The 12,126-nt window shown below is 70.1% G+C and carries 14 protein-coding genes and 1 pseudogene; 9 read left to right on the forward strand and 6 right to left on the reverse strand.

Annotated features, from left to right (window positions below):
- Positions 1-119: 119 nt before the first annotated feature.
- Complete coding sequence (locus tag B351_RS0100615; protein ID WP_019397120.1) at positions 120-653, forward strand: hypothetical protein; 534 nt, start codon at positions 120-122, stop codon at positions 651-653.
- A 358-nt stretch (positions 654-1,011) separates the two neighbouring features.
- Positions 1,012-1,320 (forward strand): hypothetical protein, encoded by a 309-nt coding sequence (locus tag B351_RS17475; protein ID WP_156810386.1) that lies wholly within the window; start codon positions 1,012-1,014, stop codon positions 1,318-1,320.
- Positions 1,321-1,480: 160 nt separating this feature from the next.
- Here the strand turns inward: B351_RS17475 and B351_RS0100620 are convergent, their stop codons facing one another.
- Positions 1,481-2,338 carry a PA4780 family RIO1-like protein kinase gene (locus tag B351_RS0100620; protein WP_019397121.1) on the reverse strand — a complete coding sequence of 286 codons (858 nt, stop codon included), beginning with the start codon at positions 2,336-2,338 and terminating at the stop codon, positions 1,481-1,483.
- 104 nt (positions 2,339-2,442) lie between these two features.
- Between B351_RS0100620 and B351_RS0100625 the strand changes: the two genes are divergently transcribed.
- The gene (locus B351_RS0100625) at positions 2,443-3,165 is read left to right on the forward strand and encodes an rRNA pseudouridine synthase (protein WP_019397122.1); all 723 of its coding nucleotides are present in this window, start codon (positions 2,443-2,445) and stop codon (positions 3,163-3,165) included.
- A 189-nt stretch (positions 3,166-3,354) separates the two neighbouring features.
- Here B351_RS0100625 and B351_RS0100630 read toward each other — a convergent pair whose 3' ends face one another.
- The 3 genes from B351_RS0100630 to B351_RS0100640 all read right to left on the reverse strand — a co-directional run bounded on the left by B351_RS0100630 (position 3,355) and on the right by B351_RS0100640 (position 4,979).
- Positions 3,355-3,936, reverse strand: a complete 582-nt coding sequence (locus B351_RS0100630) for an SCE4755 family polysaccharide monooxygenase-like protein (RefSeq protein ID WP_019397123.1) — start codon at positions 3,934-3,936, stop codon at positions 3,355-3,357.
- A gap of 149 nt (positions 3,937-4,085) precedes the next feature.
- The gene (locus B351_RS0100635; RefSeq protein WP_019397124.1) at positions 4,086-4,715 is read right to left on the reverse strand and encodes a CPBP family intramembrane glutamic endopeptidase; all 630 of its coding nucleotides are present in this window, start codon (positions 4,713-4,715) and stop codon (positions 4,086-4,088) included.
- Between the two features lie 66 nt (positions 4,716-4,781).
- Positions 4,782-4,979 (reverse strand): hypothetical protein, encoded by a 198-nt coding sequence (locus B351_RS0100640; protein ID WP_019397125.1) that lies wholly within the window; start codon positions 4,977-4,979, stop codon positions 4,782-4,784.
- A 457-nt stretch (positions 4,980-5,436) separates the two neighbouring features.
- On the opposite strand from B351_RS0100640, the gene B351_RS0100645 reads away from it, so the two are divergent.
- From B351_RS0100645 to B351_RS0100655, 3 genes are all read left to right on the forward strand, one after another.
- Positions 5,437-5,958, forward strand: coding sequence for a hypothetical protein (locus B351_RS0100645; RefSeq protein WP_039730547.1), 522 nt, complete (start codon positions 5,437-5,439; stop codon positions 5,956-5,958).
- 236 nt (positions 5,959-6,194) lie between these two features.
- Positions 6,195-7,112, forward strand: coding sequence for a hypothetical protein (locus B351_RS0100650; protein ID WP_019397127.1), 918 nt, complete (start codon positions 6,195-6,197; stop codon positions 7,110-7,112).
- A gap of 405 nt (positions 7,113-7,517) precedes the next feature.
- The gene (locus B351_RS0100655) at positions 7,518-8,018 is read left to right on the forward strand and encodes an REP-associated tyrosine transposase (protein WP_019397128.1); all 501 of its coding nucleotides are present in this window, start codon (positions 7,518-7,520) and stop codon (positions 8,016-8,018) included.
- Positions 8,019-8,401: 383 nt separating this feature from the next.
- Here the strand turns inward: B351_RS0100655 and B351_RS0100660 are convergent, their stop codons facing one another.
- Positions 8,402-9,709 carry a solute carrier family 23 protein gene (locus tag B351_RS0100660; protein WP_232207876.1) on the reverse strand — a complete coding sequence of 436 codons (1,308 nt, stop codon included), beginning with the start codon at positions 9,707-9,709 and terminating at the stop codon, positions 8,402-8,404.
- A gap of 373 nt (positions 9,710-10,082) precedes the next feature.
- Here B351_RS0100660 and B351_RS15955 point away from each other — a divergent pair, with 373 nt between their 5' ends.
- Positions 10,083-10,733 carry a hypothetical protein gene (locus tag B351_RS15955; RefSeq protein ID WP_156810388.1) on the forward strand — a complete coding sequence of 217 codons (651 nt, stop codon included), beginning with the start codon at positions 10,083-10,085 and terminating at the stop codon, positions 10,731-10,733.
- Positions 10,734-10,736: 3 nt separating this feature from the next.
- Here the strand turns inward: B351_RS15955 and arr are convergent, their stop codons facing one another.
- On the reverse strand, positions 10,737-11,135 hold the full coding sequence (gene arr / locus B351_RS0100670) for an NAD(+)--rifampin ADP-ribosyltransferase (protein WP_019397131.1): 399 nt from the start codon (positions 11,133-11,135) through the stop codon (positions 10,737-10,739).
- Between the two features lie 180 nt (positions 11,136-11,315).
- Here arr and B351_RS0100675 point away from each other — a divergent pair, with 180 nt between their 5' ends.
- Positions 11,316-11,741: a GNAT family N-acetyltransferase gene (locus B351_RS0100675; RefSeq protein ID WP_019397132.1), complete on the forward strand. Its 426-nt coding sequence runs from the start codon at positions 11,316-11,318 to the stop codon at positions 11,739-11,741.
- Positions 11,742-11,805: 64 nt separating this feature from the next.
- Positions 11,806-12,126: pseudogene (locus B351_RS15960) on the forward strand (hypothetical protein); the annotation flags it as partial.

Consider the following 12,126-nt stretch of genomic DNA (forward strand, 5'->3'; position numbering starts at 1 on the left):
TTCGCGCGTTGTCCCCGACTGGGTAACTCAACCTGACCCTGTTCGGGCCCGGAATGCCCGCGCGCGCTGGCTACAATCGCACCATCGCGGCCAGGCGCTGCCGCCCCGGGGAAGGGCTGATGGCAACGGATTCGGTGTGGAAGTGGGCGTTCCTGCTGGCGCTGCTGCTGGTGGTTGCCGGCGTGGCGTTGCTCCGGCATCGTTCGGGCTGCCCGTTCCGCATCGGGCAGGTGCTGGGGAGCGCACTGATCTTCGGGCTGTTGGGTCCCCCGCTGGGCGGGCTGATGCTGGGCCTTGGTGTGCTGGTGATCGAATCCGGTTCCCGGGGAATCGGGCTGCTGCTCTTCCTGATGCTCGCCTCCTACCTGCTGGGTCTGGTCCCGGCGGCAGCGGGTGGCCTCTGTGCGGGCCTGCTGAGGCCGCTGATCGGCGGCTGGGCGCGCGTCGTAGTGGTGGCCTGGTTGTGCGCACTCACCAGCACGTTGTTCGGCCTGGCCATCTTCGGGCTCAAGGGCACGCCGCTGCTGTTGCTGCTTGGCGGACTGTCGGGGCTGGTGCTGGAAGCCGCCTGGCTGGCGGGGCAGTGCCTGCGCGCGTGCCGCGACGGCAAATCCGAAAACCGGGGTCAGAGTGGAGTTTTGGGGATTTTCTGACAGAGCGGTAGTCGCCGCTGCGTCGGTGCCGAGGGGCAAATGCGTAACCCGGGTCGCAGCGCACGTGCCTCGTTAGATTGAAAGCCGGGCGCATGCGCTCCGAGGTCTTGCCTGGCCGTTACTTGCGAATGGCTGGTGCTTCCGGGCTAGGCTAGTGGCATGGGTGAGGCGCGGCTTCGATAGCGCCTGGGGAGTATCGCGGGAGGATCGGATGGAGCGGCAGGAGCCTACATTCGGCAGTGACTTAAGCGAGGTGGGGGATCGGCAGGTCAGCTATGGACCTCCGCGTCGTCCTGCATCAAGGTCGACTGACCAGCTGCCATGGAAGATTGGGGTGGCGGTGGGCGTGGGGGTACTGGTGGCACTGCTCCTGTTCAACGCGTACGAGCGTTACCAGGCACGCAGGGATGCCCAGGAGGCGATCCAGGTCTTCTCCAAGGAGATGCAGAAGCTGGAGCGAGAGTTGGCTGCGGCGCGGCCCTCGACGCCTGTTCGCACGATCAAGCCTGTTCCACCGGGTTATCGCTGTTCTGGTGGTGCCCTGCTGTATCGGGAAGGAAACACGTGGCTGCAGATCACCGCGCGCTCCAATCACGTCTATTGCCCGCACGGAGGCACCGTGGCGGACTGTTATCAGGTGACGCCGCAAAGCGTTGGATGCCGGTAGAGGGCTACTAACGGGGTCAGGTTCACTTCTGACGGTTTCGTGGCTCGGGTGTGCGAAGCGCAGCCGGGGGATTGAGTCGCCTCGTGGCCGAGGTCCCGGATGCGCCCTTCGGGCTTATCCGGCTACGAGCGCCTCGCGCTAGGCGCCGCAGGTGCACGTCCTAGTCCGCTTCGGCCGCCGCCTCGCAGCCTTGCTGGCGGATCAGCGCTTCCTCGCGGGCATCGTTGATGGCGTGGCGTACGCCGTCGATGTCGGGGATGGATTCGTCGTGCTCGAAGTGGCCGGTCAGCTCGGTGTCCGGGTGCAGCTCGCCGGCCTCGAACAGGGCCCACATCTCCTCGCCGTACCAGGTGTCCAGCAGCTCGGGAGCCGAGGTGCCCAGGTAGGCGGTGATGTTGTTGACGTCGCGCAGCAGCATGGTGCGGGCGGCGTTGTTGCCGGCGGCGCTGACCACCTGCGGGAAGTCGATCACCACCGGGCCATCGGCGCCGACCAGCACGTTGTAGGGCGACAGATCGCCGTGGACCAGGCCGCTGCAGAGCATCCTCAGGATCTGCCGCACCAGAAAGCGGTGGTAGTCCCGCGCCTGCGCGGCTGAGAGCGCGACCTCGCCCAGGCGCGGGGCGGAACTGCCCTCGGCATCGGCGACCAGCTCCATCACCAGCACGCCGTGGACGTAGCCATGTGGCTCGGGCACGCGCACGCCGGCATCGCGCAACTGGTAAAGCGCGTCGACCTCGGTGTTCTTCCAGGCCGTTTCCTGCTGCTTGCGGCCGTACTTCGTGGCCTTGCCGATCGCGCGGGCCTCGCGGCTGCCGCGGACCTTGCGGCCTTCCTGGTACTGCACGCGCTGCTGGAAGCTGCGCTGGGCCATGTCCTTGTAGACCTTGGCGCAGCGCACATCGTCGCCGGCGCGGACCACGTACACGGAGGCCTCCTTGCCGCTCTTGAGCGGGCGCAGCACGGCGTCGATCACGCCGTCGTCGATCAGCGCCTGCAGTCCGGCGGGAGTTTTCATGGCACCTCGTGGGAGTGGTCGGGCGAGGGCCGGGGGCCGGCGCCGGCGCGCCGGGGAGCGCGAACGATACACTGCGCGCCCCCGACCCCCATTGCGTGCCGTTCATGTCCAACCCGATCCGACTGGCCCGGCGCGTGGCCGAACTGGCCCGGTGCTCGCGCAGCGAGGCCGAGCAGTACATCGAGGGTGGCTGGGTGAAGGTCGACGGCCAGGTGGTGGAACTGCCCGGCCACATGGTCACTGACGAGGTGGTGGAGATCATCCCCGGCGCCCGTCCGCAGCCGATCGAGCCGGCGACCTTCCTGCTGCACAAGCCGGCCGGCGTGGACCTGGACGCCGCGGCCGGCGCGATCGCCGAACTGGTGCCCCCGGCCAACCGCTGGGATGGCGACACCACCGGCATCCGCATGCTGCGCAAGAACTTCCAGCGGCTGGCTTCGCTGGTGCCGCTGGAGCCGGAAGCCAGCGGCCTGGTGGTGCTGAGCCAGGACGGGCGCGTGCGTCGCCGGCTGGTGGAGGACTTCGCCACCATCGAGCAGGAGTTCGTTGTCGAGGTCGAGGGTTTGCTGGAGCCCTGGGGCCTGTCCCGCCTTGGCCACGGCCTGTCCTACGAAGGCCGCCCCCTGCCGCCATGCAAGGTCAGCTGGCAGAACGAGACCCGCCTGCGCTTCGCGATCAAGGGCCCGCGCCCCGGCCAGCTGCGCCACATGTGCGCCCAGGTCGGCCTGCAGGTGGTCTCGATCCGCCGCCTGCGCATCGGCCGCATCGCCCTGGCCAAGATGCCGGTTGGCGCCTGGCGCTACCTGCCGGTGGGCGGGAAGTTCTGACCTACGTAGCCCGGGTAGGCGAAGCGCACCCGCGACGGGATGGGCGGGAATGCCGGATGCGTCGCGTGTGCGGGCCCCCGGATGCGGCCTGCGGCCTTGACCGGGCTACACAGGCAAATCGCGCCCTGGGGTGGCCGGGCCATGGCGACGGCCCGGGCCTGGTTGCACTTCAGGGGCGCGATTGCCTGTTTACCGGCTGGCCTGCAGCCGCAGGTCGATGCACTGGTAGTAGATGTCGTCCGCATCCTCGGCCGCCGGGTCGTAGGGCGCCTTCCCGGCCTCGGTCATCAGCTGGATGATCTGCAGGGTGCAGTTCTCGCATTCGACGTCGGGCAGCTTGAGCTGGAGCGAGTAGGGCTTGCCGTTCTCGGCCACGTCGTGGCGGCCGAAGTCGTCCACCAGCACGGTGGCGTTGTTGTAGAAGTCGCCGTCGCCGCAGTGGGGCTCGCCTTCGGCGCAGCTGCGGCCGGCCGGGGCGATGCGCGCGGGATTCACGAAGTCGTCGTCGCCATCGTCGTCGAAGGCGATGCGGAAGTAGCCGGGATGGGCCACGTATTCGACCCAGGACACGGTGATGGTCTCGCCGGGGGCATAGGTATAGACGTGCTCGCCGCGCTCGCCGTCCGGGCGTCCGCAGGGCGCGGACTTGATCTCGCCCGGCCCGTAGCGCGACTGGTGGGTGTCGGCGAAGTCCACGGCGAAATGGGCGTGGGCAGGGCCGGCGCCCAGGCCCAGCAGGAGCAGCAGGCAGGCGGAAGCTCGGCGGCGCATGGGCAAGGCTCCTTCGGCGGTCGTGCCCCGGACATTACACAAATCGCCCCGCCCCAAGGCGGTTGATTGCGCGCGAAACCGCACGGCGCACCGGACGGTGGCGGATGGTGTCTGGCGGCGGCCCCCGCCGGCCGGAGCGCGTGGACGGGCTAGGCGCCGTTGGCCTGCGAGGCCGCCAGCAGCAGCAGGTAGTTGCCCAGGTTGTAGGCGACATGGAACGCCAGCGAGGCGGCAATGCCCACCCTCAGGTAGGCGATCGCGGCGAGCGCGGCAAACACCAAGACCGATACCGGGCGCTCCGGATGCAGCAGGGCGAAGGCCGCGCCGGAGATGGCAACGGCCAGCAGCGCCGGGAACCGGCGGGAACGCCAGATCGCGAACAGGCGGAAGAACACTTCTTCCACGAAGGGCGCGGCGATGGAGGAAAGCAGGATGGCGGAGGCCAGGAAGCGGGCATCCAGCCGCCATCCCGAGATCCGCGACGCGTCCACGCCGGAAACGGCGAAGTACGCCAGGTGGAACGCGACGCCGGCCAAGGCCCAGCAAAGCACTTCGATCCACCCGGACCGCGCGCGCGTGGCCTGCGTGCGCAGGAACTCGCGGGCTCCCGCCGAGCCAAGGCACAGGCCAGACAGCAGGACCACGGTGGCGAGCGCCATCAGCAGCCGCCCATCCACGCCCAGGCGGACGGAAAGCAGGTGCGATGCCAGGAGCAGTGCGACGTAGCCTAGGGCGGCGGCGATCGCCCTGCCGGCGGCCGCCCTGGTTTCGTGGACCATGAACTCTGCCCGAGCGCCGGAAAGGCGGATCTCCGCGAGGATATCCGCCCTCCCGGCATGCGTCACTCAGAACCAGCCGGCAACCGTCTCGATCGCCTGCGAGGTCGCATCCACCGCGGCTTCGTACCAGTTCTGGATGCCGTTGCTGATGTCGTTCGCGAGGTTTCCGTACTCGGATTGCGCGCAGGGCACGATGTCCGCCGGACGCGCCGGCGGGCAGCCGTCCGTACCACCCACTGCCAACAGCAGTTCCTTCTCGCTCAAAGACCGCATTGACCCTCTCCTCTGTCTGGCACCCTGCTCGGGACGGGCGGCGCCGGGTGCCGCATGCGCCACCGCGCGGACTCCGATCCCGGGACGCACGCGCCCGTGCCGGCGGCGATGCAATCCCCCGGTCGCAACGCGTTTCCCGGATGGGCGCTCCGAACTCAGTCCCCGTAGCGCCTGATCGAAAGTCCTCGTGGATCGTCCCGCCCGGCGCGATCGGGTTCAACCCGGTGCAGTGGCACAGTCCGGTTGCACTGCCTTTCGTGCCGCGGGGGGGCAAGGGATGTGCATGGCATGCAAGCCCATCTGTACAGGCTGGTGCAATTATTGGTTGCGGGTGGGAGGGCTTGCAGGCGAAGGGATGGCGCGCCGCGGACGGCGGCGCCCGGACCGGTGACGCAGGCCGGCCGGCAATGGCAGGATGGCGCGTTTTTTTTCAACCAGGGGAGTTTCGATGCGTATCAGGGGAAGGTATGTGGCCGGGCTGTTCCTGTCGGTGCTGGCGGCCGGCTGTGCGCCGGCGGAGCAGGCGACCGCGGAGGTGGCTCCGGCCGCGGTGGGCGAGACCGTGCCGGCGGAAGCGGCCAGCGAGGCCACCGAAGCGCCCGCGGCAGCCGAAGCGGCGCAGCCGGCGGCGATGGCCACGGCGAAGACCCGGGCCTGCATGATTGCAGGCGAGTTCGAGATCATGGGCCAGCGCATCCGTTCGCGCGATTGCCTGCAGGCCGGCGCGGACGTCCCGGAGGACATGCACCGGCAGATGTGCGAGTCGCTGGCGCAGGGCTCGGCGCAGATCGGCACCGGCAAGGCCGGCGAGGTCGCCTACATGGACGCCTGCCCCAGCCCCAACCAGGGCAGCTGCAAGGGCATGTTCGGCCAGCCCTCGATCCACGCCTTCTACTACGAGCGCAGCAGCGAGGACCTGGCCACGCTCCCGGCCAGCTGCCAGATGGCCGGCGGCACCTGGGAGGGCTGAGCACCGGAGCGCGCGACTGCGTGCCGTGGGCGCCATGCACACGGCATCGCGGCGACGGGCAATGGCCTGGTCGATCGATCCGGCAGGCCCGATGCGGCAACCAGGCCAGGACTGATAGTCCTGGCCTTTTGCCTTGGCGCCGGGGTCGTGGTGCACCATCGGCCGCATCCGTCAATCGGCTACTGGCGGCAGGGGCGACGCACTACAATGCGCGCCCCCGTTTTCCCCCGCAGTGCATGGACATCGTCGTACTCGAAGAGCTCAAGGCCTACATCGATCCGCTGACCAACGACGAGTACGAGGCACTGGAGCGCAGCCTGCTGGCCGAAGGCTGCCGCGATTCGCTGGTGCTGTGGGGCAACATCCTGGTCGACGGCCACAACCGCTACGGCATCTGCCAGAAGCACGGCATCCCGTTCAACACGGTGCAGAACACGCGCTTCCAGTCGATGGAGGACGTGCACCTGTGGATGATCGAGCAGCACCTGGGCCGCCGCAGCGTGTCCGACTACCAGCGCGGCGTGCTGGCGCTGCGCAAGCGCGAGATCCTGGCCCGCCGCCTGCAGGCGCAGCGCGAGGCCGAGCTGGAGGCGCTGCGTGCCGCCCAGGCCGCCGCTGCCGCCGCCGAAGCGGCCGAGGCCGAAGCCGCGGAAGCCGCCGAGGCCCTGAACGCCAAGGCGGAGCCTGACGACCTGCCGCCGTGGGATCCGGTGCCGGTCAGCCGTGCCGAACTGGCGCGCGAGGCCAAGCTCAGCCCGAACCAGGTGGCGATGATCGAGCGCATCCACACCCAGGCCGCGCCGGAGGTGGTGGAGGCGCTGAAGGCCGGCGAGATCTCCATCAGCGCCGCCGCCGCGGTGGCCAGCCTGCCGGTGGAGGAACAGCGCAGCGCCGCCCAGGGCGGCAAGGCCGAGCTGCGCCAGGCGGCAAGACGCGCGCGCGAGGCGAAGAAGCGTCCGCGTGCCGGGTCGGAAGGCGAGGCAGTGGACGGCGGCGAGGCTGGCGAGGGCGCGGAGTCGGCCACCGACGTGCGCACCCTGCAGCGCCGCATCACCCAGCTCGAGCGCGAGAACGAGGAGCTGCGCTTCAAGGTCGCCACCCTGCAGAACCAGCTGGTGCGGATGCGCGAGGCCAACGCGCAGTCGGCGGGGTAGCCCGGGGTAGGCGGCGCGCACCGCGCCGCTGCAACGTCGGGGCGGTGGCGAGGCCCGGCGCGTCGCCACGCGCTGCGAAAGTTGCCGTCGGACTGCACAGGCGGGTGCGCCCGCAGGTCTTCGTGGGTGTGGAGTCGGCCCCGGATGCGGCCTCCGGCCTTATCCGGGCTACGCGGGGAATCGGGCTTTAAGGTGGCGGGGCCGTGGCGACGGCCCAGGCGTCGTCGCACTTCGGTCACGCAGGGGCGCGATGCGGCCTTCCGGGCTACGGGTTGTAGCCCGGGTAAGCGAAGCGCACCCGGGTCCCGACGCGACCGGTATGCATGAGAGGGGTCAGGATCGCCTGACACGCATGAGTGGCATCCACCGCTTCCACGGCGGCGATACCGCCGGAACACTCGTGGCATGGTGCGCTATCGCCGCAATCGGGTGCCCGGTGCCACGTACTTCTTCACGGTCACGCTGCGTGACCGCAACAGCGATCTGCTTGTCCGCCATGTAGGCGAACTCAGGACCGCATGGCGACGGGCGCATGAAAGGTACCCGCACCAGGTGGTGGCAGCGGTCGTGCTCCCCGAGCACCTGCATGCGGTCATCACCATGGCCGAGGGCGGCTGCGATTACGCGGGACTCTGGCGCGAGATCAAGAAGGGATTCACCCGACGCGTGGCGCACGACGGGCAATCGCCGTGGCAGTCGCGGTTCTGGGAGCACACCATCCGCAACGAGCGTGACCTGGCTGCGCACGTGGCGTATGTGCACGTGAATCCGGTGAAGCACGGCGTGGTGGCGCGTGCGGTGGATTGGCCGCACTCGACCTTCCATCGGTATGTGCGTGCCGGTCTTGTTGCGATGGATTGGGGCACCGAGGGCGTGGAGCTGCCTTCGCTGCGCACGGGGGAGTGAAGGCGTGGGGGGGCGGGAGGACATGTGGCGTCGGCCCCGGATGCGGCCTTCGGCCTTATCCGGGCTACGCCGGGAATCGCGCTTTGAGGTGGCGGGGCCGTGGCGACGGCCCAGGCGTCGTCGCACTCGGTCGCGTAGGGGCGCGATGCGGCCTTCGGCCTTATTCGGGCTACGTTCCGCATGTGCCGTAGCCCGGGTAAGCGAAGCGCACCCGGGGTCGGGGCGCACGTGTGCCACGGAAGGACGAAGGTGATGGGCGTGGTGGGGCTCCCGGATGCGGCCTCCGGCCTTATCCGGGCTACACGGGGAATCGTGCTTTGAGGTGGCGAGGGCGTGGCGACGGCCCAGGCGTCGTCGCGCTTCAATCGCGCGGAGGACGCCGCTCAACCGCGCGCGCGGGACAGCAGCGCGTGCAGCAGGATCGCGCCGAAGGTGGCGGTGCCGATGCCGCCCAAGGCGAACTCGCCGAACTTCAGGGTGAACTCGCCGGTGCCCAGGATCAGGGTGATCGCGGCCACGATCAGGTTCTTCGTGTCGGAGAAGTCCACCCGGTTGTCCACCCAGATGCGCGCGCCGGCGACGGCGATGAGGCCGAACACCACGATCGACACGCCACCCATCACCGGCAGCGGGATGGCCTGGATCAGGGCGCCGAACTTGGGCGAGAAGCCCAGCAGGATGGAGATGGCCGCCGCGCACACGAACACCGCGGTCGAGTAGATGCGGGTCGCGGCCATCACCCCGATGTTCTCGGCGTAGGTGGTCACGCCGGTGCCGCCGGCCGCGCCGGAGACCATGGTTGCCACGCCGTCGCCGATGAAGGCGCGGCCCATGTAGCGGTCCAGGTTGCGCCCGGTCATCGCGGTCACCGCCTTGATGTGGCCCAGGTTCTCGGCCACCAGGATGATCACCACCGGCACGACCAGGGTGATCGCGCGGGTGTCGAACACCGGCGCGTGCAGCGTGGGCAGGCCGAACCACGGCGCCGCGGCCACCGCGGCCATGTCCACCGGCTTGCCCAGGCCCAGGCCGTTGGTCAGCGCGGCGTAGACCAGGCTGGCCAGCAGCAGGCCGACCAGGATCAGCAGCCGCTGCAGCATGCCGCGGGTGAACACCGCCACCAGCGCCACGCACAGGAAGGTCACCGCCTGCATCCACGCGTCGAAGTTGGAGGCCGCCATGTTCCTGATCGGGATCGAGGCCAGGTTGAGGCCGATCACCGCCACCACCGCACCGGTCACCACCGGCGGCATCAGCCGCTCGATCCAGCCGGTGCCGGCTACGTGCACCAGCACGCCCACCAGCGCGTACACCACGCCGCAGGCGATGATCCCGCCCAGCGCCAGACCGATGTTGGCGTTGGCGCCGTGGCTGGCCACGTAGCCGGTGGCCACGTTGACCACCCCGATGAAGGCGAACGAAGAGCCGAGGTAGCTGGGCACCTTGCCGCCGGTGACCAGGAAGAAGATGAGCGTGCCGATGCCGCTCATCAGCACCGCCAGGTTCGGATCGAAGCCCATCAGGATCGGCGCCAGCACGGTCGAGCCGAACATGGCGATCACGTGCTGCACGCCCATCAGCCCGGTCTGGCCCCAGGGCAGGCGCTCGTCCGGCGCGATCACGCCGCCGCCGCGCAGCACGGCCGGCGACTTCGCGGTCCAGGAGAACATGCCCATCTTCGCTACCCCCATGGCTGGTCCGGGCGATCTTAGAGGCCCGGGCCGGACGATGGAAAATCCGCCGCGCCGGTGCCGGGCTACTGAAACCAATGCCGCATGCGATGCTTGGCCCGTGCCGCCGTGAGGGGTGGCGGCCCCGGCCCCGGAATGCGCGCGCCGCGCATGGGGCCGGCCCCATGCCCGGGCGCCGCCCGGGACCCAGGCTGCAGGAAGGACCGCCGCAGCGACGCCTGGCGCCGCACGCATGGTGCGCGCCGGCGCCGACAGCACGCCCGCGGACAGGCCGCGGTGCGGTGGCAGGCATCGCGCGGTCGGTGGCCCTGCGGCCGACGGAGGCAGGATGGACAGGCAAGGAACGACGCAAACGCCAGGCAGGAGCCCGGCATTGGCCTGGTTGCTGCTGGCCACGGTATTGCTGGCGGTGGTGGCTGCGCTGTGCTGGCCGCAGGCGGCGGTGCGCCTGCTCGGCGGCGGCCGCTACGTATTGCACGAACTGCCGCCAACCGGTTTCAGCGCCGAGGAGCCCACGCCGGCGGCCAGCGAGGCCGCGCGGGTGGAGGAAACGCGGCCGCTGCCGCGGCTCATCGCCCAGGCCGACTGGTCCGAACCGCCGCCGCCGGACGCCAGGCTGGCCGTGGCCGACGCGCGGCAGCGGCAGACCAAGCCACCGGCGCTGCCGAAGCCGCCGCAGATCCCGGTGCCACCGCCCGGGCAGACGGGGCTGGTGATGCTGCTGCGCTCGGGCGTGCTCAGGCCGGCGGCGCCGGCGGAGCTGGCGCGCTGGAAGCGACGGCATGCGGCCAGTGCCGGCCGGCCCGCCTCGCGCGAGCTGGACCAGCAGCTGGGCCGCATGCCGGCCTACACCATCCAGGGCGAGATGCACTTCCCGGCCGACCTGACCGGCGCGCACGCGGTGGTGTTCCTGCTCGGCGAGAAGGTGCCGTATCCGCAGGGTTCGCCGGGGCATTCGGTGGTGCTGGACCTATCCAGCGGCAGCTGCATCGGCGCGCCCTGCCACGGCCTGCTCGGCGAGTAGCGCTCAGTCCTCGACCGGATCGGCCTGCGGGCCGAGGGAGGCGACGAAGGCGCGCATCCGTTCCAGCTGCTCCGGCGGATGGCCGATCCAGCCGTGCACCTCGGCCAGCACCCGCAGCGGATGCGCGGTGCGGAACGAGCGGGTCGGATTGCCGGGGAACTTGCGGTCGGTGAGGTTGGGATCGTCCTCCAGCGGACCGGTCGGCTCGACGATGTACACCCGGCCCGGGCCTTCGCCCACCGCCAGCTCCGCGCCCCAGATCGCCGACTCCAGCCTGGCCGACAGGTACACGTAGCGCGATGGCCGTCGGGTGCCGTAGTTGGATGGGTAGCCGGGCACGTCGGTGTCGCCGCGCTGCAGGTTGGCGCGGGTGCCGTGGTAGTAGATCGGCGCTTGCAGCATCGCATCCTCCAGGGGGCTGTCGCGGGAAGGGCGGCGATCCTGCCCCGCGCGGCGGGCGTTGCCGCAAGTCCCCCATCGGAATATAACGTTGGAACGGGAAGCGCGGTGCGCTTCCCGTTGTTGTTTCCGGGGCGCGCCACAGGCACGCGCATCCGGTCCGTCATCCAGCGGAGGAACGGCATGGGCATCGAGTGGACGCAGTCGACCGAACGCGTGGACTGGGACGCGCTGTCGGAGCTGTACCGGATCGCGCCGCTGGGCAACAAGAGCGCCGACTGGCTGCGCACCGCCTATGGCAACAGCATGTTCAAGTGCCTGGCTTTCGAGGATGGCGAGGTGGTCGCCGCCGGCCGCGCGGTGGCCGATGGCGTGGACTGCGCCTACCTGTGCGACATCGTGGTCCATCCGCGGCGCCAGGGCGCCGGCCTCGGCGGGCAGCTGCTGCAGCGCCTGCTCGGGCTGTGCCGCGGACACCGCAAGATCATCCTGTACGCGGTGCCCGGCCGCGAAGCGTTCTATGCCCGCTTCGGATTCCGCCGCATGACCACGGCGATGGCGGTCTTCGCCGATCCGGAGCGCGCGCACGCGGACGGCTACATCGAGTGAGGATGCCGGACAGGTTGCGCTAAGGTGCATGCAGCGGCACCGGGCCGCTTACAGGGAGACCGGGATGTTCCGCATCGCCTTGCTGGTCGCGTTCCTTCCCATGGCCGCGCTGGCCGCCGACGAAGCGCCGCGCGCCACCCATGCCGGGATCGAGTTCCTGTGGAAGCTGCATCCGCCGGAGGCGATTGCGCGCCAGCCGACCCTGGGCTTCGTGGCCGACGGCAGGCACGAGCATGCGGTGTGCGTGTTCGCGTTGCCGGCCGAGGCCCGGCCCGCGGGGCTCGTCATCGAGGGCGTCGATCCGTCCGGCCGGGTGGCGGTGCGCAGGGAAGATGCGGAGTTCGGTGGCGACAAGCGTTGCTACCGCGTCGACCTGGACGACGGC

It is taken from the genome of Pseudoxanthomonas sp. GW2, from assembly GCF_000283075.1.
Taxonomy (GTDB): Bacteria; Pseudomonadota; Gammaproteobacteria; order Xanthomonadales; family Xanthomonadaceae; genus Pseudoxanthomonas.

Coding starts and splice junctions, on each gene's coding strand:
- B351_RS0100635 (WP_019397124.1), bottom strand. CDS start 4,715: ATGGTCCACGAAACCAGGGCGGCCGCCGGCAGGGCGATCGCCGCCGCC.
- B351_RS0100655 (WP_019397128.1), top strand. CDS start 7,518: ATGGTGCGCTATCGCCGCAATCGGGTGCCCGGTGCCACGTACTTCTTC.
- B351_RS0100650 (WP_019397127.1), top strand. CDS start 6,195: ATGGACATCGTCGTACTCGAAGAGCTCAAGGCCTACATCGATCCGCTG.
- B351_RS0100620 (WP_019397121.1), bottom strand. CDS start 2,338: ATGAAAACTCCCGCCGGACTGCAGGCGCTGATCGACGACGGCGTGATC.
- B351_RS0100630 (WP_019397123.1), bottom strand. CDS start 3,936: ATGCGCCGCCGAGCTTCCGCCTGCCTGCTGCTCCTGCTGGGCCTGGGC.
- arr (WP_019397131.1), bottom strand. CDS start 11,135: ATGCTGCAAGCGCCGATCTACTACCACGGCACCCGCGCCAACCTGCAG.
- B351_RS0100675 (WP_019397132.1), top strand. CDS start 11,316: ATGGGCATCGAGTGGACGCAGTCGACCGAACGCGTGGACTGGGACGCG.
- B351_RS0100660 (WP_232207876.1), bottom strand. CDS start 9,709: ATGGGGGTAGCGAAGATGGGCATGTTCTCCTGGACCGCGAAGTCGCCG.
- B351_RS0100645 (WP_039730547.1), top strand. CDS start 5,437: ATGCGTATCAGGGGAAGGTATGTGGCCGGGCTGTTCCTGTCGGTGCTG.
- B351_RS0100615 (WP_019397120.1), top strand. CDS start 120: ATGGCAACGGATTCGGTGTGGAAGTGGGCGTTCCTGCTGGCGCTGCTG.
- B351_RS0100625 (WP_019397122.1), top strand. CDS start 2,443: ATGTCCAACCCGATCCGACTGGCCCGGCGCGTGGCCGAACTGGCCCGG.